The sequence below is a fragment of the Streptomyces sp. NPDC102283 genome, from assembly GCF_044766265.1.
Lineage (GTDB): Bacteria > Actinomycetota > Actinomycetes > Streptomycetales > Streptomycetaceae > Streptomyces.
On the sequence record NZ_JBIWLQ010000007.1, the window covers coordinates 14,768 to 38,111 of the forward strand.

Below are 23,344 nucleotides of genomic sequence, written 5' to 3' on the forward strand. Positions count from 1 at the left end.
GCACAGCCCCGTACGGCAGGATGTGCGGCATGCCAAGCCCCAGCGCAGAAGACACGAGCGTGCACCAGGAGCGGCCCGTCGTGCGGCCCACCGATCAGGACGAGGTCGCGGCGGCGGGCAGCGAGCTGTTCGGTGGCCGGGTGGGACGCTGGGCGCGGCTCGGCGACGGCCCGCTCACGCCCGTGCGCGTCGTCGCGCTGGTCATGATCGGGATGTTCGCCCTCGGCATGGTGCAGAAGATCCCCTGCTACGAATGGGCCTGGTTCCGCGGGGCCACCTCGCAGTACACCCACGCCTGTTACTCCGACATTCCGCACCTCTTCATGGGGCGCGGCTTCGCCGACGGCCTCGTGCCGTACTTCGACCGGCTGAGCGGGGATATGCAGTACCTGGAGTACCCCGTGCTGACCGGGGTGTTCATGCAGGTGGCCGCCTGGCTGACGCTGACGCCCGACAGCGACCCCATCCAGCAGCGCGAGCAGATGTACTGGATGGTCAACGCGGGCATGCTGATGATCTGCGCGGTGGTCATCGCCGTGTGCACCGTCCGCACGCACCGCCGCCGCCCCTGGGACGGCCTCCTGGTCGCGCTGGCTCCCGCGTTCGTCCTCACCGCGACGATCAACTGGGACCTGCTGGCCGTCGCCCTGACGGCCGCGGCGATGCTCATGTGGTCCCGGGGCCGGGTCCTCGCGTTCGGCGTCCTCATCGGCCTGGCGACGGCCGCCAAGCTCTATCCCGTTCTGCTGCTCGGCCCGCTCCTGGTGCTCTGCTGGCGGGCGGGCAGGATGCGCGAGTTCGGGACGGCCCTGCTGGGCGCGGGGGCGGCCTGGCTCGTGGTGAACCTGCCGGTGATGGTCTTCGCCCCCGAGGGGTGGCGGAAGTTCTACACCTTCAGCCAGGAGCGGCCCATCGACTTCGGTTCGTTCTGGCTGATCATCACCCAGCGCACCGGCAAACCCATCGACGTGGAGACGGTCAACACCGCGTCGGTGGTCCTGATGGTCGTGTTCTGCGCGGGCATCGCGGGCCTGGCGCTCTCCGCGGCCCGCCGGCCGCGCTTCGCCCAGCTGGCGTTCCTGGTGGTGGCCGCGTTCATCCTGACGAACAAGGTCTACTCACCGCAGTACGTGCTCTGGCTGATCCCGCTGGCGGTCCTGGCCCGGCCACGCTGGCGCGACTTCCTCATCTGGCAGGCCTGCGAGGTCATGTACTTCCTCGGGATCTGGTTCTACCTCGCGTACACCAGCGGCGGCGACCAGCACCAGGGGCTGCCGCAGGAGGGCTACCAGGTCGCGATCGCCCTGCACCTGCTGGGCACGCTGTACCTGTGCGCGCTGATCGTCCGGGACATCCTGCGGCCGGAGAAGGACCCGGTGCGCGGGGACGGGGCGGACGATCCGTCGGGCGGAGTCCTCGACGGGGCTCCGGACACGTTCGTGCTGGGGCCCGAGGCCCGTTCGTCCGGACACCGGATCCTGACGGTCACGGGGCCTCGGGTGGAGTGGGGCGGGACGCCCGCCCGGGACGCCTGACCCGGGGCCCGGCGCGGCTGTTCAGGGCCGCGCCGGGGCGACTCAGCGGTCGACGAGCCGGTCGTACTGCGTGGTGGTGTGGCGCAGGTGGGCGACCAGTTCGTCACCGACCCGCGGCTCCTGGGCGTCCGAGGGCACGAACAGGATCGACACCTGCATGTGCGGCGGTTCGGCGAACCACCGCTGCTTGCCCGCCCAGACGAACGGCGACAGGTTGCGGTTGACCGTGGCCAGGCCCGCGCGGGCGACGCCCTTGGCCCGCGGCATCACGCCGTGCAGCGCCTTGGGCGCCTCCAGGCCGACCCCGTGGGACGTACCGCCGGCCACCACGACCAGCCAGCCGTCGGAGGCGGCCTTCTGCTGGCGGTAGCCGAACCGGTCGCCCTTGACGACGGGGGTGACGTCCAGGACGGCCCCCCGGTACTCGGTGGCCTCGTGGTCGCCGAGCCAGAGCCGGGTGCCGATACGGGCGCGGAAGCGGGTCTGGGGGAACTGCTGCTGGAGCCGGGCCAGCTCCTCGGCGCGCAGATGGCTGACGAACATGGTGTGCAGCGGCAGCCGGGCCGCGCGCAGCCGGTCCATCCAGCCGATGACCTCCTCGACGGCGTCGGAGCCGTCGGTGCGGTCCAGCGGCAGGTGCAGGGCGAAGCCTTCGAGCCGTACGTCCTCGATCGCCGCGTGCAGCTGCCCGAGCTCCTCCTCCTTGACGCCGTGGCGCTTCATGGAGCTCATGCACTCGATGACGACCCGGGCGCCCACCAGCGCGTGCACTCCGTCGACGGAGGAGACGGAACGGATGACGCGGTCCGGGAGCGGTACGGGCTCCTCACCGCGCCGGAACGGGGTCAGGACGAGCAGGTCGCCGCTGAACCAGTCCTTGATCCGGGCGGCTTCGTAGGTCGTCCCGACGGCGAGGGTGTCGGATCCGAAGCGGATCGTCTCGTCGGCGAGGCGCTCGTGGCCGAAGCCGTAGCCGTTGCCCTTGCAGACGGGTACGAGACCGGGGAACTGGTCGATCACGGACTTCTGGTGCGCCCGCCAGCGCGCGGTGTCGACGTAGAGGGAGAGCGCCATGGCCGGCCCGGAACCTTTCTGGTGGCTGCGGTGAATCAGGAACGAACGGTGTGTGCCGAGATGTGTGCGGCCCAGATGTGCAGTGAAGCGGATCAGCGGCGCGACATGTAGATGTCGAGCGCCTTGTGGAGCAGCTTGTTGAGCGGGAAGTCCCACTCGCCGACGTACTCGACGGCCTCGCCGCCGGTGCCGACCTTGAACTGGATCAGGCCGAAGAGATGGTCGGTCTCGTCCAGCGAGTCGCTGATACCGCGCAGGTCGTAGACGGTCGCGCCCATCGCGTAGCTGTCGCGCAGCATGCGCCACTGCATCGCGTTGGACGGCCGGACCTCGCGCCCGATGTTGTCCGAGGCGCCGTAGGAGTACCAGACGTGTCCGCCGACGACGAGCATCGTGGCCGCGGAGAGGTTCACGCCGTTGTGCCGGGCGAAGTAGAGACGCATCCGGTTGGGGTCCTCGGAGTTGAGGACGGTCCACATGCGCTGGAAGTACGAGAGCGGGCGCGGCCGGAAGTGGTCGCGCACGGCAGTGATCTCGTAGAGCCGCTGCCACTCGGCCAGGTCCTCATAGCCGCCCTGGACGACCTCGACGCCGGCCTTGTCGGCCTTCTTGATGTTGCGGCGCCACAGCTGGTTGAAGCCCTTGAGGACGTCCTCGAGCGAGCGGTTGGCCAGCGGCACCTGGAAGACGTAGCGGGGCTGGACGTCACCGAATCCGGCGCCGCCGTCCTCGGCCTGCTGCCAGCCCATCTTGCGCAGCCGGTCCGCGACCTCGAAGGCGCGCGGCTCGATGTGCGTGGCCTCGACGTCGCGCAGGCGCTTCACGTCCGGGTCCTGGATGCCGGACTTGATGGCGGTCGAGTCCCAGCGGCGGATGACCACCGGCGGGCCCATCTTCACGGAGAAGGCGCCCTGCTGCTTGAGGTGCGTGAGCATCGGCCGGAGCCAGTCGTCCAGGTTCGGTGCGTGCCAGTTGATGACCGGGCCCTCGGGGAGGTACGCCAGGTAGCGCTTGATCTTGGGCAACTGGCGGTACAGGACGAGGCCGGCGCCGACGATCTCGCCGTTCTTGTCGAACCAGCCCAGGTTCTCCGAGCGCCATTCGGTCTTCACGTCAGCCCACGCCGGGACCTGGCAGTGACTGGCCGAGGGCAGGCTCTGGATGTACGCCAGATGCTGCTCTCGGCTGATGGTCCTCAGGGTCAGGCTCATGCGGGGCGCTCCTCGGCAGGTGTGTCCCCATCGGTCAGGGGCTCCGGCTCTCGCGCCGAAGCCTACTGTGACCGAGGGGCGCCCGGCCTGGCCCCGGGGGCCAGGAACGCACGGCGGACCGGCGCGGGCGCCTGGGCACCCGCGCCGGCCCGTTCTCCGGCCGGTGCTCCGGTCAGGTGATCACGCCGCCGAAGAGGCCTCCGTGGGCCATGCCGAGGTAGAAGCCGACCGCGGAGGCCCCGATGCCCATGATCAGACCGAACCGTTCCCAAGTGGTCTTCGAGATGTACTGGCCGTAGACACCGGTCAGGATCCCGACGAGCCCCGCCCAGGAGCTGATCAGGTGCAGATGGTGGAACATCGCCGTGACGAACGCGAGGACGCCGAGCACCCCGGTCACCACCATCAGGACGTCCTGGACGGGATGCGGTCTGCCGTCCGTCGCGAAGAGCGAACCGGTGGCGCGGCGGCCGGTCGGGGACCGGGAGCCGACGGGGCGGATGGTCTGTGCCATGGAGTACCTCCTGGCCGGACGGATGGGGCGGTGGATCCAGCGCCCTGCGCACCGCTGCGGGTGTAGCGCCTCTCACACCGCGTCTGTCTCGATTGTGCCCTCTGAGCTCGTGATTTCAACCGGAAGCCGGTCTACGGGTAGTCTGTACGGTCTGCACCGGTGTCTGCCCAGGCCAGCACGGCGAGCCTCCCCCCGAACCCCGTCTCCGGGATCGTTCGGGAGCTGGTTGTCAGTGCTGGGTGTTCTCCTCGGGAACGCCGTTGCAACACGCATCACGACCCTCCTGCCACGGAACGACCGTGGCCGCTGAGTCCAAAGGAGGTGGGTTCCACATGCGTCACTACGAGGTGATGGTCATCCTCGACCCCGATCTCGAGGAGCGAGCAGTCTCCCCGCTGATCGAGAACTTCCTCTCCGTCGTCCGTGAGGGCGACGGAAAGGTGGAGAAGGTCGACACCTGGGGCCGTCGTCGGCTCGCCTACGAGATCAAGAAGAAGCCCGAGGGCATCTACTCGGTCATCGACCTGCAGGCCGAGCCTGCGGTCGTCAAGGAGCTCGACCGCCAGATGAACCTGAACGAGTCGGTCCTCCGGACCAAGGTCCTCCGTCCCGAGATCCACTGAGCATCTAGCTCAGCGGTTTTCGGGTCCGAGTAGCAGCAAGCAGCCAGAAGCAATCCCCGCCGAGAGGTTCACCCATGGCAGGCGAGACCGTCATCACGGTCGTCGGCAATCTCGTCGACGACCCCGAGCTGCGCTTCACCCCGTCCGGTGCGGCGGTCGCGAAGTTCCGTGTCGCGTCCACTCCCCGCATCTTCGACCGGCAGACCAATGAGTGGAAGGACGGCGAAGGCCTGTTCCTCACCTGCTCGGTCTGGCGTCAGGCGGCGGAGAACGTCGCGGAGTCGCTTCAGCGAGGCATGCGCGTCGTCGTGCAGGGCCGGCTGAAGCAGCGGTCCTACGAGGACCGTGAGGGCGTCAAGCGCACGGTCTACGAGCTGGACGTCGAGGAAGTCGGCCCCAGCCTCAAGACCGCCACGGCCAAGGTCACCAAGACCACCGGTCGCGGTGGTCAGGGCGGCCAGGGTGGATACGGCGGCGGCCAGCAGGGCGGCGGCAACTGGGGCGGCGGTCCCGGTGGCGGTGGCCAGCAGGGCGGCGGCGGTGCACCCGCCGACGACCCGTGGGCGACCGGCGCGCCGGCAGGCGGCCAGGGCGGCGGGGGACAGCAGGGTGGCGGTGGAGGCGGTTGGGGCGGAAGCTCCGGCGGCTCCGGCGGCTCCGGCGGTGCCTCTGGCGGCGGCTACTCGGACGAGCCTCCCTTCTAGGGCTGCTCGTACCCCCACTTCTTGATCACACAGGAGAAACACCATGGCGAAGCCGCCTGTGCGCAAGCCTAAGAAGAAGGTCTGCGCGTTCTGCAAGGACAAGACCCAGTACGTGGACTACAAGGACACGAACATGCTGCGGAAGTTCATTTCCGACCGCGGCAAGATCCGTGCCCGCCGCGTCACCGGCAACTGCACGCAGCACCAGCGTGACGTCGCCACGGCTGTCAAGAACAGCCGTGAGATGGCGCTGCTGCCCTACACGTCCACCGCGCGATAAGGGAAGGGTGACAACAGCATGAAGATCATCCTCACCCACGAGGTCTCCGGCCTCGGCACCGCCGGCGACGTCGTCGACGTCAAGGACGGGTACGCCCGTAACTACCTGGTTCCGCGTGGCTTCGCCATTCGCTGGACCAAGGGTGGCGAGAAGGACGTGGCGCAGATCCGCCGCGCCCGCAAGATCCACGAGATCGCGACGATCGAGCAGGCCAACGAGATCAAGGCCAAGCTCGAGGGCGTGAAGGTCCGTCTGGCTGTTCGCTCCGGCGACGCCGGCCGTCTCTTCGGCTCGGTCACCCCGGCCGACGTCGCTGCGGCGATCAAGGCTGCCGGTGGTCCCGACGTCGACAAGCGTCGCGTCGAGCTCGGCTCGCCGATCAAGACGCTCGGCGGACACCAGGTGTCCGTCCGTCTGCACCCCGAGGTCGCAGCGAAGCTCGGCGTCGAGGTCGTTGCTGCCTAAGGGCAGAGCTCAGCTGAGTCAGTGAAGGGCCGCACCCGTCGGGTGCGGCCCTTCCTGTCTCGTGTGACCTTGTCTCTTGGGACCTTGCCTCTCGGAGTGCGCGGTGTTTCACGTGAAACAGGCGACCTGCTTCACGTGAAACGGACGGCGTGTTTCACGTGAAACGGACGGCGTGTTTCACGTGAAACGGACGGCTTGTTCTACGGGAAGCGGGGCGGCCTGTTTCACGTGAAACACGCCGTGAAGCGTGCGGATGGGTCAGCGCGTGGCTCCGGTGACGATCCACCGGCCCGACCGGGTACGCAGCCAGAGCGTGACCAGGCGGACGGCCATCATCAACGTCATCGCCCACCAGAGCGCGGTGAGTCCGCCGCCGAGGGAGGGCACCAGGAGTGCGACGGGTGCGAAGACGGCGAGCGTCGCCAGCATCGCCCAGGCGAGATAGCGTCCGTCACCGGCTCCCATCAGGACGCCGTCCAGAACGAAGACCACGCCGGCGATCGGCTGGGATACCGCCACGACCAGGAGTGCGGGGAGCAGGGTGTCCTTCACCGAGGGATCGCTGGTGAAGAGCGGGATGAACAGAGGCCGGGCGAGCACGATCAGGACGCCGAGTACGATGCCGCAGCCGATGCCCCACTCGACCATGCGGCGGCAGGCCTCGCGTGCGCCCTTCGCGTCGTTCGCCCCCAGATAGCGGCCGATGATCGCCTGCCCGGCGATGGCGATGGCGTCGAGCGCGAAGGCGGTCAGGCTCCAGAGGGAGAGGATGATCTGGTGCGCGGCGATGTCGACGTCCCCGAGCCGGGCGGCGACGGCGGTGGCGATCATCAGAACGGCGCGCAGCGACAGGGTCCGGATCAGCAGCGGTACGCCGGCCCGTGCGCTGGCCCTGATGCCGGCCGCGTCGGGACGCAGGGAGGCGCCGTGCCTTCGGGCTCCACGGATCACCACCACGAGATAGACGGCGGCCATACCGACCTGGGCGATCACCGTTCCCCACGCGGATCCGGCGATGCCGAGACCGGCACCGTAGACGAGGACCACATTGAGGGCGGCGTTCACCGTGAAGCCGCCGATGGCGACGTACAGCGGGGTGCGGGTGTCCTGGAGGCCTCGCAGTACACCGGTGGCGGCGAGCACGACGAGCATGGCCGGGATACCGAGGATGGAGATTCTGAGGTAGGTGATGGCGTACGGAGCCGCGGTGTCCGATGCGCCGAAGATGTCGACCAGCCAAGGGGCTGTCGGGACCGCGAGTGCGACGACGGCTGCTCCGAGCAGAAGGGCGAGCCAGATGCCGTCCATGCCCTGGCGGATGGCGGCGGGGAGATCGCCCGCCCCCACGCGGCGGGCGACGGCCGCCGTGGTCGCGTACGCGAGGAAGACGAAGATGCTCACGGCCGTCATCAGGAGGGCCGCGGCGATGCCGAGACCGGCCAGTTGCGGGGTGCCGAGGTGGCCGACGACGGCGCTGTCGACCATCACGAACAGGGGCTCGGCGACGAGTGCGCCGAATGCCGGGACGGCAAGGGCGATGATCTCGCGGTCGTGCCGTCGGCGGCCGTTCTTCGGGGTCGCGGGGGCCTTGGTCATGGGGGCCAATCTAATCTTCCACAGGTAAGAGATGCAATCGCTCTGGGGTCCTTACTTTGGTCTCGGTGGGGCCCTCCTGTCCGCGCCGTCTGTGGTGATCTTGAAATGAGGGCGAAAGTTTTTCTCCCCCACAGTCGGTGGATGGAGAAAGGCCAGGTCAGAGTGGTCACGCCGCTGTCGCTATGAGTTTGTCCACAGTGCTGTCCCCTGGTCCGTGCACAGGTTCGGCAGGGTTCTCCACAGCATCTGGTCCGTCGTCCACATGCCCTGTGGATAACCAGATTGGCTGACGGTGCGGAGGGGCCTACCGTGGTGCGGCGCCCGCACTCCGTTCCGGCACCGGAATCCACCGAACCAGATGCGCCGGAAGTGGAGTCGGGCGACCTGTTTGTCGGTGCCGTGCCGTAAGAAAGAGTGGCACGGCTAGGTCCGCGATGCGGACGGGAGGAGGCGGCCCGGTGAGCATTCCCGAGCCTTTGGACGACCCCTGGACCGAGACCGGTCCCGGGGACCGTCTGCCCGTCTCCCGCCAGCGTCGTGGGGACCGCAAGGGGCGTGAGGACCGCCATGACCGCGGCTCGGACGAGGCGTGGGAAGGCGGCTCCCCCGGGTTCGAGCGGGTGCCGCCCCAGGATCTGGACGCCGAGCAGTCGGTACTCGGTGGCATGCTGCTGTCCAAGGACGCCATCGCTGACGTCGTGGAGATCATCAAGGGGCACGACTTCTACCGCCCCGCCCACGAGACCGTCTACACGGCGATCCTCGACCTCTACGCCAAGGGCGAGCCGGCCGACCCGATCACGGTCGCCGCCGAGCTGGTCAAACGCGGAGAGATCACCAAGGTCGGCGGAGCACCGTATCTGCACACCCTGGTGCAGTCCGTGCCCACCGCGGCCAACGCCTCGTACTACGCGGAGATCGTCCACGAGCGCGCGGTGCTCCGGCGGCTGGTCGAGGCGGGCACGAAGATCACGCAGATGGGATACGCGGCAGACGGGGACGTCGACGAGATCGTCAACTCCGCGCAGGCCGAGATCTACGCGGTCACCGAGCAGCGCACCAGCGAGGACTACCTTCCCCTCGGTGACATCATGGAGGGCGCGCTCGACGAGATCGAGGCCATCGGGTCGCGCAGCGGCGAGATGACCGGTGTGCCGACGGGCTTCACGGACCTCGACGCCCTGACGAACGGCATGCACCCCGGCCAGATGATCGTCATCGCGGCCCGCCCCGCCATGGGTAAGTCCACGTTGGCGCTGGACTTCGCGCGCGCCGCGTCGATCAAGAACAACCTGCCCAGCGTCATCTTCTCCCTCGAAATGGGGCGCAACGAGATCGCGATGCGTCTGCTGTCGGCCGAGGCGCGGGTGGCCCTGCACCACATGCGGTCCGGCACCATGACGGACGAGGACTGGACGCGCCTCGCACGCCGGATGCCCGAGGTCTCGGCCGCCCCGCTCTACATCGACGACTCCCCCAACCTGTCGATGATGGAGATCCGTGCGAAGTGCCGTCGGCTCAAGCAGCGCAACGACATCAAGCTCGTGATCATCGACTATCTGCAACTGATGCAGGCCGGTGGATCGAAGCGGTCCGAGAGCCGTCAGCAGGAGGTCTCGGACATGTCCCGAAACCTCAAGCTGCTGGCCAAGGAGCTGGAGGTCCCGGTGATCGCGCTCTCGCAGCTGAACCGTGGTCCCGAGCAGCGCACGGACAAGAAGCCGATGGTCTCCGACCTGCGTGAGTCCGGGTCCATCGAGCAGGATGCCGACATGGTCATCCTGCTCCACCGCGAGGACGCGTACGAGAAGGAGTCACCGCGCGCGGGCGAGGCGGACATCATCGTCGGCAAGCACCGTAACGGCCCGACAGCCACCATCACCGTGGCGTTCCAGGGCCACTACTCCCGCTTCGTGGACATGGCCCAGACCTGACGGGTGCCGCTGTAGGGTCTCAACATTCGCGGCACAATCTCAGCCCCGATGGCACATCGGTGGCACTGATGCCGTCTTCGTGAGACTCGCTGGTCGAAGCGTTCACCCTTTTGGGTGAGGGGATTCCGGCTCGCTCCGCCCACCGTTGTTCCACTGACACTCTTGGCTGCGCGGGTCATCGTCCGCGGGCCGTGGGTGTGCGATGGGCAGTGTCACTGCGACGGTGAGTATCCGTCAGCAGCGTGGTGTTCTCGTGGAGGACCAAGACTGGGGTACGGCGCCCGTCGACCTTCTGCAGTCGGCTTGTCCGTGGCGGACGTTCCGCTGGTACAAGGGTCAGAAGCACTACTCGGGTACCTACTGGTCGGCGACGGTGCGCGACCACGTGATCTAGGAGTCTCGCCTGGAACTATCGCGCTTGCTCTTTGCCGACTTCGATCCGTCGGTGCGCGGCATCGTGGCCCAGCCCTTCCTACTGAAGACCTCACTGGAGGGGAAGGTGCGGCAGCACATCCCGGACTATCTCCTGCTCACCGGGCAGGCACCGGTGGTTGTCGACGTCAAGCCGTTGCATCGGTCGTCCAAGCCGGAGGTGGCACTCATTTCGCCGTTGGGCTCTACCAGGATTGTCCTGTTGCATCGAGGCTGGCGGAGTTCTCGCTCGTTCTCATCCGGGTTGGCGGATTCTCATTGCGTCACGGGCTGGCGGTGTCCTACGGCATGGTGCAGGACGCCCGTGAGGTCACCTGGCAACAGTGCGGTCTGCGAGAGGGGTTGACCTCAACCGAGGTCGAGGTTCTGGTTTTGCCCCCATGGACACCATGAACTCCACTTTCTCCGCCAGCGACGCTGACGAGCAGCGGATCCGCGAGTTGGTCGCGGGGTCCCAGGAGGCGCAGATCGACCCGGACGTACTACCTGCCATGCACGCCACGAACGTGGCGATCGTCAACTTGGCTGGGCGGCGCCTCTTCGGGCGTGCTGCCTTCGCTTCGGCCATGGCCGAAGCGCTCTCTTCCCCGCTCAAAGACATCCGGACCTCGCTGGAGGTCGACGATATTCGGTTCACCACCCCCGACGTGGCCATCGTCAGTCTCACCAAGACCGTCCATGACGAACGGCACGAGGCGGAGGGCTCGTCCGAGCTGCCTTCCGTCGGTGTCACGACCTACGTTTTGACCCGACAGGGCGACGACTGGCTCATCGCCCTGTCCCAGACGACACCGGTCCGCTGAGCCGACCAGAGGGCGATTTCCGCGAATGCCATGTCGTTTGTGAATCCGGACCATCCGCGAGCTCGGACGACATGGCGACTCCACTGGCCGAAAGCCCGTCGCCTGACGGATGCTCTGCGACAGCACACTTACAGCTTCTCGCCGACTGGCGGGAAGCGCGAGGAAATGCCACGTTCGTGAGACTGGACAGCTGTGTCACTGGCCTGAGACAGCGGAAGAACCGCAGGTCGGCGAGCACGGCCTGTGCCACGAGCGGCGAGACCCTACAGCCGCCCCGGCCACCGGCTGTCCGTCGAACGTCTTCCGGGCTCTCAGCCGTTCGCCAGGGTGCGGGCGAGGAGGGGGAGCAGACGGTCCCAGTGGTGCCGCAGTGCGGCCGGGTCGAAGGCGTCGGTGTCGGACATGGTGAAGCCGTGGACCGTGCCGGGGTAGACCTCGGAGGTGTAGTCGACCCCCGCGGCGTCCAGCGACCGGTTGAGCTCGCCGAGAGCCTCGGGGGCGATGTCCGTCGCCGCGTGGCCGAAGTGGATCTCGGCGGTGAGGCGGCGCAGGCTGTCGGGCCCGTCGGCGGCGACGGGGGCGTGGAACGCGGCCAGGGCGGCCACCTGCCCGGGGTGGGCCGCGGCGGTGCGTGTGGCCAGGAGGCCGCCGATGCAGTAGCCGGTCACCGCGACCGGTCCGGTGCTCACCTCGGGCTGGGCCGTGAGGAACCTGAGGTAGGAGCCGGCGTCACGCAGGACGCGTTCGGCTGTGTGCTCCTCGATCAGGGGCATCAGTCGGCCGACGAGCGCGGCCCGGTCCTCTTCTCCGATGTGCTCGGGAAGGTCGATCAGCGGTGTCGGCCCGTTCCTGTAGAAGAAGTTGGGGACGAGCACGTAGTACCCGTGTCCGGCCAGTTCGCGGGCCATCTCCCGCAGCACGGGTCGGATGCCGAAGGCGTCCGCGTACATCAGCACCCCTGGATGCCGCTCGCCGTCTTCGGAGAAGGCGGCGAAGGCGTCCGCCGAGCCGTCCGTCGTGGGGATCCGCACGGTCTTGGTGGGAATGGTTGATCTTCCTTGCTGTGAGAGTTCGCCGAGCCGACGTTGGTCGCACCCACGCTTTCAGCGCGAGCGGACGCGCGCAAGTGGACTCTGCCGTAGTGCGGTTTGTCGTGCCCGCCTCGCTGGGCGGGTACGGCCGGGCAGTGCCGTCGGCAGCTGAACCGGTCTCCTGACGGCGCGTCGTGAGGCGCTCATACTGGCGGGCATGACGTCGACGACTTCGTCCGAGCCGGAACGCGCTGCCGTGTACGTGTCCGGGCGGCGGCTCTCCTTCCTCGACTTCGGCGGCCCGGGGCGTCCTCTGCTGGCTCTGCACGGGCACTTCGGCGAGGCGCGCACGTTCGCTGCCCTGGCCCGTGAACTGGGCGACGTCTGTCGGCTCGTCGCCCTCGACCAGCGGGGTCACGGGCATTCCGATCGTCCCGCCGAGTACTCACGGATCGGCTATGTCGAGGACGCCGCGTATGTGCTGGAACATCTAGGCATCGGTGGCGCGGTCGTGCTGGGGCACTCCCTCGGAGGTGTCAACGCCTACCAACTCGCGGCCAGGCACCCGGGCCTGGTGGGCGCGCTGATCGTCGAGGACATCGGCGCCGAGGTCGATGACGACCTGTCCTTCGCCCGATCCTGGCCGCACCGGGCATCGACACGGGCCCGGCTGCTGGAGGGGCTCGGCGCGTCGGCGGCGTACCTCCTGGAGGCCGTGCGCGAGTTTCCGGACGGCTGGGGGCTGGCCTTCGACCCGCAGGACATGAACGCCTCGCAGCAACTCCTCAACGGGGACCACTGGGACGACTGGCTGGCCGGCGACTGCCCGGCCCTGCTCGTCCGCGGCAGCCGCAGCACCGTTCTGCGCGCCGAGCACGCGAGAGCGATGGCGGCACGACGTCCTCGTACCCGGCTCGTCGAGCTTCCGGCGGGGCACACCGTCCATCGGACCGTTCCGAGGGAGTTCGCCGGGGCCGTCGGGGAATTCCTCCGCTCGTTGTGAATGTGCCGGGCGGAAGCGCTGGCCGGCGGGGATGATCCGGGCGACGGCCTCGATCAGGTGTCATCCGGCTGCTGACGTATTGAGCCGCGGAAAAGGGTTCGTCATGCTCCGTCCCGTCGGGTAGGGGTTGGACCATGACTTCTATCGGCGAAGACCTGCTTCCCAGCACCCGACGCGCCCTGTCGCACCGCATCGCCGTCGCGCAGCGGGAGGGCCGCGCGCCGTCCCTCGTGGCCGCGGTGCGGCGGCAGGGGCGTACGGCGTGGAGCGGGGCGCGTACGTGCGTCGAGGGGCATGCTCCCGACGCCGATACGCAGTACCGGATCGGTTCGATCACCAAGACTTTCACGGCCGTTCTGGTGCTGCGGCTGCGGGACGAGGGGCTGGTCGATCTGGACGATCCTCTGGAGAAACACCTTCCCGGCACCGGGGCGGGCGGGGTGACCGTCTTTCAGCTGCTGGCCCACAGTGCGGGGCTGGGCGCCGAAACCCCCGCGCCGTGGTGGGAACGGACGCCCGGCAGTCTGCGGCCCGAGCTCGCCGACGTGCTGGGCGACCGGCCGCAGAGGCATCCGGCCGGTCGTCGCCATCACTACTCCAACCCCGGTTACACCCTGCTCGGTTCGTTGGTGGAAGCGGTACGCGGCGTCTCCTGGGAAGAGGCGCTGCGGCGCGAGATCCTGGAGCCGCTGGGCATGCACCGCACGACCAGCGGGCCCGTGGCGCCGCACGCGGGCGGATGGGCCGTCCACCCCTGGGCCGACGTCATGCTGAGCGAACCCGCCGAGGACCTCGGGATCATGGCGCCCGCCGGTCAGCTCTGGTCCACCGCGGCGGACCTGCTGCGGTTCGCCGCCTTCCTGACCGAGGGTGACGACCGGGTCCTGTCATCCACCTCCGTCCAGGAGATGCGGATTCCCGCCGCTCCGGTCGAGACGGGCGGTAGTGGTTACGGTCTCGGGCTCCAGATCGTCGGCGGAGAAGAGCGCGTGCTCTTCGGGCATTCGGGATCGCTTCCCGGGTTCGTCGCCGGTCTCTGGGTCAGCGAGGATGACGATGTGGCCGCGGTCGTTCTCGCCAATGTCACCTCGGGGCTGCCCGCCGCGATGGTCGCCGCCGAACTCCTGGGAATCGTCGCCGAGGCCGAGCCGCGGATCCCGGAGCCCTGGCGTCCGCTGCCCGAGGTGGACGACGAGCTGCTCGCGCTGACGGGCGTCTGGCACTGGGGCACCCACCCGGTCACGGTGAGGCTCACGGGGGACCGGGGCCTACAGCTCACCCCACTGGGCGGCAAGGGTCGCGGCGCGGCCTTCACGTACGGCCCGGACGGCACCTGGACGGGCCGGAACGATTACTACGCGGGGGAGACGCTGCGCGTCGTACGCAAGGACGACGGCTCGGTGGACCACCTCGACCTCGGCTCGTTCGTCTTCACCCGGGAGCCGTACGAGGCGGGCGCGGCCGTGCCCGGCGGTGTGGACGCGGAGGGCTGGCGCGGGCTCGGCGGCTGAGCTTGCGGCCGGTGACGGGTGGGTGTTTCACGTGGAACACCCACCCGTCCGCGCGTCTCAGAGCGCCAGCTTGAAGCCCACATGGCTGGCCGTGAAGCCGAGGCGCTCGTAGAAGCGGTGCGCGTCCTCGCGGGTGACATCCGAGGTCAGCTGCACCAACTGGCAGTTCTGGCGGCGGGATTCGTCCACCGCCCACTGGATGAGCTGGGTGCCGAGGCCGCTGCCGCGCTCGTCGCCATGGATGCGGACGCCCTCGATGATCGAGCGGGTCGCACCGCGGCGGGACAGCCCCGGGACGATGGTCAACTGCAGCGTGCCGACGACCCGGTCCTCGCGTACGGCGACGACCACGTGCTGGTTCGGGTCGTCCGCCAGCCGCTGGAACGCCTCCCGGTAGGGGGCGAGGTCACCCGGTGACTCGCGCTGTGCACCCAGAGGGTCGTCGGCGAGCATCGCGACCACAGCGGGCAGGTCGTCCGGGACGGCGGATCGTATGGCGAGATCACTCATGATCGGCATCCTAGGTCGGCCCGGGGGATATCTCGCCGATCGGAGTCCGTCAGGCCGGGACCTTCAGCTCTTCGACGGCCCTGACCAGAGGAGCGAGCTCCGGGTTCTCCGCCGCTTCGTCCAGGGCCGCCCGTAGCGCGGTGTCGTTCGTCGGCCGGGCGGACTCCAGCAGCGTGAGCCCGGCATCGGTGACGTCGGTGTAGATGCCCCGGCGGTCGGTGTCGCACAAGTAGCGGGTCAGCAGCCCACGGTCCTCGAGTCGGGTGACGAGCCGGGTGGTGGCGCTCTGGCTGAGGACGACGGCGTCGGCGACCTGCTTCATCTGGAGATGTCCGCCGGTTCCGTTGTGCTGCCGGCTCAACACGTCGAGCAGGGAGTACTCGCGTGCGCTGAGCCCGTGGCCGGCCTGGAGGGCCCGTTCGATCCGGGTTTCGATCTTCCCGTGGAGCAGGGAGAGCGCGCACCAGCTCTGGGCGATGGCGGTCAGGGCGGGGTCGGTCGCTGTCATGTCTCTCTCCTCCGTACGGGAGCTGCGTGACTCCAGGATAGGGGACATCCGCAATAGCCCGCGCTTGCAATTAGCCAGCGTATGCAATTAATGTGTACGCCTGTAAGGCGCAGACGCAATCTTCAGAGAAGGTGAAACCCATGCCGCTCGCGCTCCTCGCCCTCGCCATCGGAGCATTCGGGATCGGAACGACCGAGTTCGTGATCATGGGGTTGCTCCCCGAGGTCGCCGGTGACTTCCAGGTCTCGATCCCGACCGCCGGCTTCCTGGTGACCGGCTACGCGCTCGGTGTGGTCCTCGGCGCCCCGCTGATGACGCTGCTCGGCACCCGCGTCACCCGCAAGCGCATGCTGATGCTCCTCATGGGGCTGTTCATCGTGGGCAACGTGGTGTCCGCGCTCGCCCCCGTCTTCGGCGTCATGCTCGCCGGACGGGTGATCGCCTCCCTCGCGCACGGCGCCTTCTTCGGCATCGGCTCGGTGGTCGCGGCCGATCTCGTCGCCCCGCAGAAGAAGGCCGGGGCCATCGCCATGATGTTCACCGGGCTCACCGTCGCCAATGTCGTCGGCGTTCCGCTCGGCACGTTCATCGGACAGACCGCGGGCTGGCGGACCACGTTCCTTCTCGTCGCCGTTCTGGGCGTCGTGGGACTGCTCGGCGTCGCGAAGCTCGTACCGGACCAGCCCCGGCCGGAAGGCGTGCGCATCCGCCACGAACTGGCCGCGTTCCGCAATGTGCAGGTCCTGCTGGCGATGGCCATGACCGTCCTGGGCTTCGGCGGAGTCTTCGCCGCGATCACCTACATCACCCCGATGATGACCGAGACCGCCGGCTACTCGGCCTCGTCCGTCACCTGGCTGCTCGTCCTCTTCGGCCTCGGCATGGTGGGCGGCAACCTGATCGGCGGCAAGTTCGCCGACCGCCACCTGATGCCCATGCTGTACGTCTCGCTCGGCGCCCTCGCCGTGGTTCTCGGCCTGTTCACCGTGACCGCCCACAACAAGATCGCCGCGGCCGTCACCATCGTCCTGATCGGCGCCCTGGGCTTCGCGACCGTGCCTCCGCTGCAGAAGCGGGTCCTCGACCAGGCGGCGGGTGCGCCGACGCTGGCCTCCGCGGTCAACATCGGGGCCTTCAACCTCGGCAACGCCCTCTCCGCCTGGCTCGGCGGTCTCGTGATCGCGGCCGGCCTCGGCTACACCGCCCCCAACTGGGTCGGCGCCGCACTCGCCGCGTCGGCCCTGGCCCTGGCGGTGTTCTCCAGCCTGCTGGAGCGCCGGGAGACCGGCAAGGACCGGATCGTCGCCGGGAGGAGCCCCGAGACGGCCGCAGTGGCGGCGGCCCGGCGCTGAGCGTCCGCTGCCCAGGGGCCCCGCACCGCGGAGCAGCCGCACCGCCCTCGTGGCGGTGCGGCTGCTCCGCGTCAGCCCGTCGCGAGGGTGAGCGGGGCGAACCTGCGGGCGGCGTCGCCTGGCAGGTCCGGGATGCCGTACGTCATCACGGTGGTCCGGGAGAGGGGCTCCAGCCCGCTCTCCGCCAGCCATCCGAGCAGTTCCTCGTGCCGGGCCTCGACATCGACCCGCAGCGGCCGGTCCGTCGTGGCGCCCAGGGCCGCGACCAGGGCCTGGGCGACGACCGTGTCCCGGGCGATCAGCGGCCCGACCACCTCGGTCGGACCGCTCGGCCAGAGCGCCGCGTAGCCGACCAGCTCGCCGTGCTCCTCGGCGACCTGGAGCCGGTCGGAGAACGCGGGCAGCCGGGCGAGGAGATGTGTGCGGTCGGCGCCGAACACGGGGAGGTCGAGCCGGACCAGCGCCCGCAGGTCGTCCGCCGCGGCCGGGCGTGTGGTCACGGACGAGCGAGAGGCCGGGAGCGAAGGAGAGGGAGGGGCCGAGGGGAAGCCGTCGGGTCCGCCCGCTCCGAAGCGGCCGCCGACGCGCTCGGCCCGGCCCACGGGGGAGAAGCCGAGGTCCTCGTAGAGCGGCTGTCCCTGCTCGGTGGCGTACAGGGCGAGCGGGGTGTCCCTCAGCGTCTCCATGACGTGTCGCATGAGCCGACGGGCGAGCCCCCGACGTGCGTAGCGTTCGGCGACGAGCAGCATGCCGACCGCGGTCAGGTCGGATCCGTACGGCATGGTCAGGCAGGTCGCTGCCAGGCCCTTGCCGTCCGGGGCGTCGATCCCGTACCCGGTGCCGGCCGAGAGGAGCAGCCCCCACCGGTGTTCGTCGCGCGGCCAGCCGCGGTCCTCGCAGAGGTCGGCGCAGGGGACCAGGTCTCCCCGGTTCAGACGCCGGATCGGCAGCTCGACGAGGGAGTGGGGTGATGGGCTGTGCATGGAGTCAGGCTGTCTGACGCGGTGATCGCGCGTCCACCGATTTCGCGGAACTGGCCGAGATCCGCAGCCGCCTGCCGCACCGGGTGAGCCCCCAGGGCTTGAGCACCGAGATCGCGGTGATGAAGAGATAGGTGGCCGTGGCCACCGACGGCGCGATCACGAGGTCGATGTCCACCGCTCCTTCGGCGGCCGCGGCGTTGATGCCGGGGCGCAGGGAGAAGATCGGCAGGCCCGTCGTGACCAGGGTCAGCCAGAACTTGGTCCCTACCCAGCGGTGCCGGGCCAGGCCCCACGGAGTGCCCAGCGACAGCACCAGGCCGCTCACCAGGGTGAACAAGGCCACCGGGACCACCAGCCAGTCCCCGTAGATCTTCATGGACCGCGTCGCGGCGTCCGCGGTGGCCGGATCTCCGGTGGCGAACGCGGTGATGCCGAGCGTGAGGAGGCCGACGGTCAGGCCGAGCCAGCTGACGGAGACGGCGACATGGGCGACGAGGATTCCGCGACGTACGGGGCGCTTGAGTGGTTTCACGTGAAACACGATGCCGAGAGGGACTTCTCGGGGCGTCCGGCAGCGGGAGTATTCACGGGTACCCGATGGGGAGTACGCGCTCCGGCAGGGTCGGAGCGCGCGTCCGCCGCAGGGGGCGTCAGCCCAGGTCAGGGGCGTGCATCGCCCGTACGCCTTCGATGTTGCCGTCGAGGTAGTGCCGCAGGGACAGCGGAACGAGGTGCACGGCCGCGATCCCGACGCGGCTGAACGGCACCCGGACGATCTCGTACTCCCCGGAGGGCTCGTCGATCTCCGGGCCGTGCCGCAGGGAGACGTCCATCGACACCAGTCGGCAGACGAAGAAGTGCTGGACCTTCACTCCCGTCACGCCGCCGTCCGCGATGTGCTCCACGGTGTCGACGAAGCACGGGACCACGTCGACGATCTTGGCGCCCAGCTCCTCGTCGATCTCGCGGTGCAGCGCTTCGACGACGGTGGCGTCCTCCGGCTCGACCCCGCCGCCGGGCGTGAGCCAGTACGGATCGACTCCCGGCTTCGTGCGCTTGATCAGGATGAGATCGTCGCCGTCGAGCAGGACGGCGCGTGCGGTGCGCTTGACCACAGGACGTTCGGTCATGGCAAGAGAGTGGCCCGTGGCGGACCGTCTGAAACTCCCCCGGCCTACCCGACCGCCGTGTCCAGCGCCTGTTCGACGTCGGCGAGCAGGTCCTCGGGGTCCTCCGCGCCGACCGAGAAGCGGACGAAACCCTCCGCCACGGCGTCACCGCCCCAGCGGCCCCGGCGCTCCGCGGTGGACCGGACGCCGCCGAAGCTCGTCGCGTCGTCGACCAGGCGCAGCGAGGACAGGAAGCGCTCCGCGGTCGCCCGGTCGGCCAGCTCGAAGGACACCACGGACCCGAAGCGCCGCATCTGGCGCCCCGCGACGCTGTGTGACGGGTCGGTGGTCAGTCCCGGATACCGCAGCCCGGTGACCTCCGCACGCTTCGCCAGCGCCTCGGCGAGCGCGAGGGCGGTGGTGCACTGCCGGTCGATGCGCAGGTGGAGGGTGGCCAGCGAGCGGTGTGCGAGCCAGGCCTCCATCGGGCCCGGAATCGCTCCGACGACCTTGCGCCAGCGCCGTACGTCCGCCGTCAGCCGGGGATCGCGGCAGGTCACATGGCCGAGCAGGATGTCGCCGTGCCCGGTCATGCCCTTGGTGTCGCTGGCGACCGAGAAATCGGCGCCCAGCTCCAGCGGGCGCTGGCCGATCGGGGTGGCCAGGGTGTTGTCGACGGCGACCAGCGCGCCCGCCGCGTGCGCGGCCTCGACCAGGCGCCGGATGTCGCAGACGTCCAGTCCCGGGTTGGACGGGCTCTCGATCCAGAGCAGCTTCGCCCCGGTCAGCAGGGCCAGCTGGGCGTCGCCGCCGGTCGGCGCGGTCCGGACCTCGACCCCGTACGCCTCCAGTTGCTCCCGTACGAGCGGCAGGGCCTGGTAGCCGTCGCCGGGGAGGACCACGGCGTCGCCCGAGCGGACCTGGGAGAGCAGCACCGCGGTGATCGCCGCCATGCCCGAGGCGAACACGGTCGTGCCCACCTCCTCACCGGGAGCCTCCAGCTCGCCGATGGCCCGCTCCAGGTGGGTCCAGGTCGGGTTGGTCTCCCGGCCGTAGGTGTAGGGCCCCACCGGTTCGCCGGAGAGGTGGAAGTGCGCGGCGAAGACCGGGCCGGGCAGAGTGGGGCCGAACTGCTCCGGTTCGGGAAGCCCGGCGCGTACCGCGCGCGTTCCGTCGCCCATGGTGCTCATGCCCGCTCCTTCGCTGCTTTCCCCGGTGGTGGACCGGGTGCCCCCCGCACTCTTCCAGAGGACCTCGGAGCAGCCTTCCCGGGAGGTACGGAATCCCGAATACCGGAATCAGTCCTCGTCGGGCAGGACGACATTGAGCGCCCAGGACACGACCGAGATGATCAGTCCGCCGAGCACCGCCGTCCAGAACCCCTCGACGTGGAAGCTGAGATCGAACACGCCGGCCAGCCAGGAGGTCAGCATCAGCATCAGGGCGTTGACCACCAGGGTGATCAGCCCCAGCGTCAGGATGAACAAGGGGAACGTCAGCAGCTGGACCACCGGCTTCACCAGGAAGTTCACCAGGCCGAAGATCAGCGCGACCAGGATCAGGGTGAGGGCCTTGCGGCCCGTGCTGCCGCCCTCCAGCGTGATGTCGCCGATCAGCCAGATGGCAACGGCCAGCGCACCCGCGTTGGCGATCGTCTTGACTACGAAATTCTTCATGTGTCTGATCGTGGCAGACATGATCGGTGGTGGACACCGGCAGCGCGGGCACAGCCGACAGCGTGGGTACAGAGGGGCGGGACGGGCCATGAAGGCATTCAGACTGGACGAGCTGGAGGCGGAGCGGGCCGCCAACGACGGCGCCTACCTGCAGTTCGTGCGGGAACGCACTATGTCGGTCGGCCTGTACGCCCTGGACGCGGGAGAGCTCGATCCGCAGCGGCCGCACCAGCAGGACGAGGTCTACTTCGTCGTCAGCGGGCGTGCGTCGATCACGGTGGGGACGGAGACGACGCAGGTCGGCAGGGGAAGCGTCGTCTACGTGCCCGCGGGCGTGGACCACAAGTTCCACCACATCACCGAGGACCTGAGGGTGATGGTCGTCTTCTCGCCGCCCGAGAGCTGAGCCTTCGCCCCGGGGGATCCGGGGGCGGCCGCCCCGGGGGATCCCTAGGGGCTCGATCAGGGGTCTTCAAGGGCTGACCGGACCCCGCGGGGGGCCTTCGCGCCTTTAGCATCGAGGCAAGGACTCAGAGAGACGAGGTAGAGGCGATGGCCGTGCGGGAGATATTCGCGGGAATGCCCTGGTGGGTGAAGTGGATCGCGGTGCCCGTCATTGCGATCTTCGTGTTCGGCGGGCTGATCGCCAGCGTTGTCGGCTTCGTGATCAGCCTGCTCTTCAAGGCGCTGGTCTTCGTCGTCGTGGTCGGCGGGCTGGTCTTCGTCGTCCGCAAGTTCATGTCGTCGTCGTCCTCGCGCGGTGACTGGTAGGACACGGAACGCGGGTCGGCGCGGGGCCGGCCTGTTCGGTCCGGCCCGGGTCCGCGGGACGAGCCACGGTCGGCTCGGGCGCGGGAGGATTAGCCCAGCAGAGCTAAGTCCCGGAGGAAACCACCCGTCTGCCGCAGGCGGCCGATACAGTGACAAACCACTGCCGCCATCCGGAATGTGACCTTCCGTCACCATATCGATCGCCTGATCGGTCCTGGGTACGACAGTCCGGTCGTTGGCCTTCGATCGCCGGCGCCCGGACCGGTCCTCGCCGGTCGCGGGCCGGATCTCCGGTCCTCTCCGGTCCTCGGGATCGCGGCAGGCCCGTGGGGGCGGCCCCCACGGGAGGGCCGACGGCCCGTCACCATGCCTGGGGGTGGCCCTTGACCACGGCATCTAGCACCGCTGTGCCGACGTTGATCGGTTCGGTTCAGCGCGCGTTGAGGCTGCTGGAGGCTGTGGGCACCCATCGGGACGGGGCGCCCGCCAAGCAGCTGGCCCGTGAGGCGGGGCTTCCTCTCCCGACCGCGTACCACTTGCTGCGCACCCTCACCCATGAGGGCTATCTCCGCCGCGAGAACGGTGTCTTCCTCTTCGGTGCGGCCGCCGAGAACCTGACCGCCGCGCCCGGGGTCAGAAGCCGCCCGCGCCCCACGTCCGTCGCCGACTCCCTCGGGCACTGGCGGGACGTCATCGGAGCCCCGGTGTACTGCGCCGTCTACTGCGACGGCGAGATCGACCTCATCGCGGTCGCGGACGCTCCCGACACCCCGGCGGTGGAGGAGTGGGCCTCGTTCCGGGAAACCGCCCACGCGCACGCCATCGGTCAGTGTCTGCTCGCCCAACTCGACGAGAGGGCTCGAGAGGACCACCTCGATCGGCACCCCGTGCGCCCCCTCACCCGTTACTCAGTGCGAGATCGCGCCACTCTTCTGGAACGGCTGCGCACCCTCCGACGAGGTGAACCGGTCATCGAACGCCAGGAGTACGCACTGGGGACCGTGTGCGCCGCCATTCCCGTCACAGCCGGTGCCACCATTGCGGCGATGGCCATTTCCGTACCTCTGGACCGGGAAGATCGGTTGCTGCCCGCAGTCGAACAGTTACGTGGCGAAGTTGCCAGCCTCTTGCGTTCGTTCGTGTTCTCTATCAGTATCTGAAAAATCACTCCTTGTGATCTGCTATCGCGTGCACCACGATGGCGTCAATAGGGCCATGGGGGATCATTCCTGGCCAGATTCATCTACTGCGGGGTTGAACGATGCGCGAGTCGGTTCAAGCAGAGGTCATGATGAGCTTCCTCGTCTCCGAGGAGCTCTCGTTCCGTATTCCGGTGGAGCTCCGATACGAGGTCGGCGATCCTTATGCCATCCGGATGACGTTCCACCTTCCTGGCGATGCCCCTGTGACCTGGGCGTTCGGCCGTGAACTGCTGCTGGACGGGCTCAACAGCCCGAGCGGCGACGGAGATGTGCACATCGCTCCGACCGAGCCCGAAGGTCTCGGCGATGTGCACATCCGGCTCCAGGTCGGCGCGGACCGTGCGCTGTTCCGGGCGGGGACGGCGCCGCTGGTGGCGTTTCTCGACCGGACGGACAAGCTCGTGCCGCTCGGCCAGGAGCACACGCTGGGTGACTTCGACGGGAACCTGGAGGACGCGCTCGGCCGCATCCTCGCCGAGGAGCAGAACGCGGGCTGACCGGGCGCGCTCCCGATGCC

The 23,344-nt window shown here is 69.0% G+C and carries 26 protein-coding genes; 14 read left to right on the forward strand and 12 right to left on the reverse strand.

Annotated features, from left to right (window positions below; all coding sequences use genetic code 11):
• Positions 1–20 precede the first annotated feature (20 nt).
• On the forward strand, positions 21–1,535 hold the full coding sequence (locus tag ACIRJT_RS15440) for a glycosyltransferase family 87 protein (protein WP_403909012.1): 1,515 nt from the start codon (positions 21–23) through the stop codon (positions 1,533–1,535).
• A 42-nt stretch (positions 1,536–1,577) separates the two neighbouring features.
• Here the strand turns inward: ACIRJT_RS15440 and ACIRJT_RS15445 are convergent, their stop codons facing one another.
• The 3 genes from ACIRJT_RS15445 to ACIRJT_RS15455 form a co-directional block, all read right to left on the reverse strand.
• On the reverse strand, positions 1,578–2,609 hold the full coding sequence (locus ACIRJT_RS15445; RefSeq protein ID WP_003967862.1) for an alanine racemase: 1,032 nt from the start codon (positions 2,607–2,609) through the stop codon (positions 1,578–1,580).
• Positions 2,610–2,701: 92 nt separating this feature from the next.
• Positions 2,702–3,820 (reverse strand): lipid II:glycine glycyltransferase FemX, encoded by a 1,119-nt coding sequence (locus ACIRJT_RS15450; RefSeq protein WP_403909016.1) that lies wholly within the window; start codon positions 3,818–3,820, stop codon positions 2,702–2,704.
• A 172-nt stretch (positions 3,821–3,992) separates the two neighbouring features.
• On the reverse strand, positions 3,993–4,334 hold the full coding sequence (locus tag ACIRJT_RS15455; RefSeq protein WP_403909019.1) for a hypothetical protein: 342 nt from the start codon (positions 4,332–4,334) through the stop codon (positions 3,993–3,995).
• A gap of 332 nt (positions 4,335–4,666) precedes the next feature.
• Here ACIRJT_RS15455 and rpsF point away from each other — a divergent pair, with 332 nt between their 5' ends.
• The 4 genes from rpsF to rplI all read left to right on the forward strand — a co-directional run bounded on the left by rpsF (position 4,667) and on the right by rplI (position 6,406).
• Complete coding sequence (gene rpsF / locus ACIRJT_RS15460; protein WP_018957345.1) at positions 4,667–4,957, forward strand: 30S ribosomal protein S6; 291 nt, start codon at positions 4,667–4,669, stop codon at positions 4,955–4,957.
• A gap of 74 nt (positions 4,958–5,031) precedes the next feature.
• Positions 5,032–5,661: a single-stranded DNA-binding protein gene (locus tag ACIRJT_RS15465; protein ID WP_403909023.1), complete on the forward strand. Its 630-nt coding sequence runs from the start codon at positions 5,032–5,034 to the stop codon at positions 5,659–5,661.
• Positions 5,662–5,704: 43 nt separating this feature from the next.
• A complete protein-coding gene (gene rpsR, locus ACIRJT_RS15470; protein ID WP_003967857.1) occupies positions 5,705–5,941 on the forward strand; it encodes a 30S ribosomal protein S18 in 237 nt (78 codons plus the stop codon).
• Positions 5,942–5,959: 18 nt separating this feature from the next.
• On the forward strand, positions 5,960–6,406 hold the full coding sequence (gene rplI / locus ACIRJT_RS15475; protein ID WP_003967856.1) for a 50S ribosomal protein L9: 447 nt from the start codon (positions 5,960–5,962) through the stop codon (positions 6,404–6,406).
• Positions 6,407–6,664: 258 nt separating this feature from the next.
• On the opposite strand, the gene ACIRJT_RS15480 is transcribed toward rplI, so the two are convergent.
• Positions 6,665–8,002 carry an MATE family efflux transporter gene (locus ACIRJT_RS15480; protein ID WP_403909026.1) on the reverse strand — a complete coding sequence of 446 codons (1,338 nt, stop codon included), beginning with the start codon at positions 8,000–8,002 and terminating at the stop codon, positions 6,665–6,667.
• A 458-nt stretch (positions 8,003–8,460) separates the two neighbouring features.
• Here ACIRJT_RS15480 and dnaB point away from each other — a divergent pair, with 458 nt between their 5' ends.
• Positions 8,461–9,936 carry a replicative DNA helicase gene (gene dnaB, locus ACIRJT_RS15485; RefSeq protein ID WP_026290418.1) on the forward strand — a complete coding sequence of 492 codons (1,476 nt, stop codon included), beginning with the start codon at positions 8,461–8,463 and terminating at the stop codon, positions 9,934–9,936.
• A gap of 812 nt (positions 9,937–10,748) precedes the next feature.
• Positions 10,749–11,171, forward strand: a complete 423-nt coding sequence (locus ACIRJT_RS15490) for an SgcJ/EcaC family oxidoreductase (RefSeq protein ID WP_403909030.1) — start codon at positions 10,749–10,751, stop codon at positions 11,169–11,171.
• 311 nt (positions 11,172–11,482) lie between these two features.
• Here ACIRJT_RS15490 and ACIRJT_RS15495 read toward each other — a convergent pair whose 3' ends face one another.
• Positions 11,483–12,202: a dienelactone hydrolase family protein gene (locus tag ACIRJT_RS15495; protein WP_403909032.1), complete on the reverse strand. Its 720-nt coding sequence runs from the start codon at positions 12,200–12,202 to the stop codon at positions 11,483–11,485.
• A 217-nt stretch (positions 12,203–12,419) separates the two neighbouring features.
• Here ACIRJT_RS15495 and ACIRJT_RS15500 point away from each other — a divergent pair, with 217 nt between their 5' ends.
• Together ACIRJT_RS15500 and ACIRJT_RS15505 are read left to right on the forward strand one after the other, a co-directional pair.
• Positions 12,420–13,205, forward strand: coding sequence for an alpha/beta fold hydrolase (locus tag ACIRJT_RS15500; RefSeq protein ID WP_403909035.1), 786 nt, complete (start codon positions 12,420–12,422; stop codon positions 13,203–13,205).
• Positions 13,206–13,339: 134 nt separating this feature from the next.
• The gene (locus ACIRJT_RS15505) at positions 13,340–14,716 is read left to right on the forward strand and encodes a serine hydrolase domain-containing protein (protein ID WP_403909038.1); all 1,377 of its coding nucleotides are present in this window, start codon (positions 13,340–13,342) and stop codon (positions 14,714–14,716) included.
• 57 nt (positions 14,717–14,773) lie between these two features.
• On the opposite strand, the gene ACIRJT_RS15510 is transcribed toward ACIRJT_RS15505, so the two are convergent.
• Both ACIRJT_RS15510 and ACIRJT_RS15515 read right to left on the reverse strand, forming a co-directional pair.
• Positions 14,774–15,226, reverse strand: coding sequence for a GNAT family N-acetyltransferase (locus ACIRJT_RS15510; RefSeq protein WP_403909040.1), 453 nt, complete (start codon positions 15,224–15,226; stop codon positions 14,774–14,776).
• 49 nt (positions 15,227–15,275) lie between these two features.
• A complete protein-coding gene (locus tag ACIRJT_RS15515; protein WP_403909043.1) occupies positions 15,276–15,734 on the reverse strand; it encodes a MarR family winged helix-turn-helix transcriptional regulator in 459 nt (152 codons plus the stop codon).
• Positions 15,735–15,874: 140 nt separating this feature from the next.
• On the opposite strand from ACIRJT_RS15515, the gene ACIRJT_RS15520 reads away from it, so the two are divergent.
• On the forward strand, positions 15,875–17,086 hold the full coding sequence (locus ACIRJT_RS15520; protein ID WP_403909045.1) for an MFS transporter: 1,212 nt from the start codon (positions 15,875–15,877) through the stop codon (positions 17,084–17,086).
• A 71-nt stretch (positions 17,087–17,157) separates the two neighbouring features.
• Here ACIRJT_RS15520 and ACIRJT_RS15525 read toward each other — a convergent pair whose 3' ends face one another.
• The 5 genes from ACIRJT_RS15525 to ACIRJT_RS15545 all read right to left on the reverse strand — a co-directional run bounded on the left by ACIRJT_RS15525 (position 17,158) and on the right by ACIRJT_RS15545 (position 20,854).
• Complete coding sequence (locus tag ACIRJT_RS15525) at positions 17,158–18,069, reverse strand: GNAT family N-acetyltransferase (RefSeq protein ID WP_403909048.1); 912 nt, start codon at positions 18,067–18,069, stop codon at positions 17,158–17,160.
• 4 nt (positions 18,070–18,073) lie between these two features.
• Positions 18,074–18,601: a DUF2269 domain-containing protein gene (locus tag ACIRJT_RS15530; protein ID WP_403909051.1), complete on the reverse strand. Its 528-nt coding sequence runs from the start codon at positions 18,599–18,601 to the stop codon at positions 18,074–18,076.
• A gap of 118 nt (positions 18,602–18,719) precedes the next feature.
• On the reverse strand, positions 18,720–19,199 hold the full coding sequence (locus ACIRJT_RS15535; protein WP_403909054.1) for an NUDIX domain-containing protein: 480 nt from the start codon (positions 19,197–19,199) through the stop codon (positions 18,720–18,722).
• A 44-nt stretch (positions 19,200–19,243) separates the two neighbouring features.
• Entirely contained in the window at positions 19,244–20,368 is a 1,125-nt protein-coding gene (locus tag ACIRJT_RS15540; protein WP_403909056.1) for a cystathionine gamma-lyase, read from the reverse strand.
• Between the two features lie 108 nt (positions 20,369–20,476).
• Complete coding sequence (locus ACIRJT_RS15545) at positions 20,477–20,854, reverse strand: phage holin family protein (RefSeq protein ID WP_403909059.1); 378 nt, start codon at positions 20,852–20,854, stop codon at positions 20,477–20,479.
• Positions 20,855–20,942: 88 nt separating this feature from the next.
• Between ACIRJT_RS15545 and ACIRJT_RS15550 the strand changes: the two genes are divergently transcribed.
• The 4 genes from ACIRJT_RS15550 to ACIRJT_RS15565 all read left to right on the forward strand — a co-directional run bounded on the left by ACIRJT_RS15550 (position 20,943) and on the right by ACIRJT_RS15565 (position 23,324).
• Positions 20,943–21,260, forward strand: coding sequence for a cupin domain-containing protein (locus ACIRJT_RS15550; RefSeq protein ID WP_403909062.1), 318 nt, complete (start codon positions 20,943–20,945; stop codon positions 21,258–21,260).
• A 152-nt stretch (positions 21,261–21,412) separates the two neighbouring features.
• Positions 21,413–21,625, forward strand: a complete 213-nt coding sequence (locus tag ACIRJT_RS15555) for a DUF5326 family protein (RefSeq protein WP_403909870.1) — start codon at positions 21,413–21,415, stop codon at positions 21,623–21,625.
• A gap of 383 nt (positions 21,626–22,008) precedes the next feature.
• Positions 22,009–22,785 (forward strand): IclR family transcriptional regulator, encoded by a 777-nt coding sequence (locus ACIRJT_RS15560; RefSeq protein ID WP_402021115.1) that lies wholly within the window; start codon positions 22,009–22,011, stop codon positions 22,783–22,785.
• A gap of 101 nt (positions 22,786–22,886) precedes the next feature.
• Positions 22,887–23,324 (forward strand): SsgA family sporulation/cell division regulator, encoded by a 438-nt coding sequence (locus ACIRJT_RS15565; protein WP_403909065.1) that lies wholly within the window; start codon positions 22,887–22,889, stop codon positions 23,322–23,324.
• Positions 23,325–23,344 lie beyond the last annotated feature (20 nt).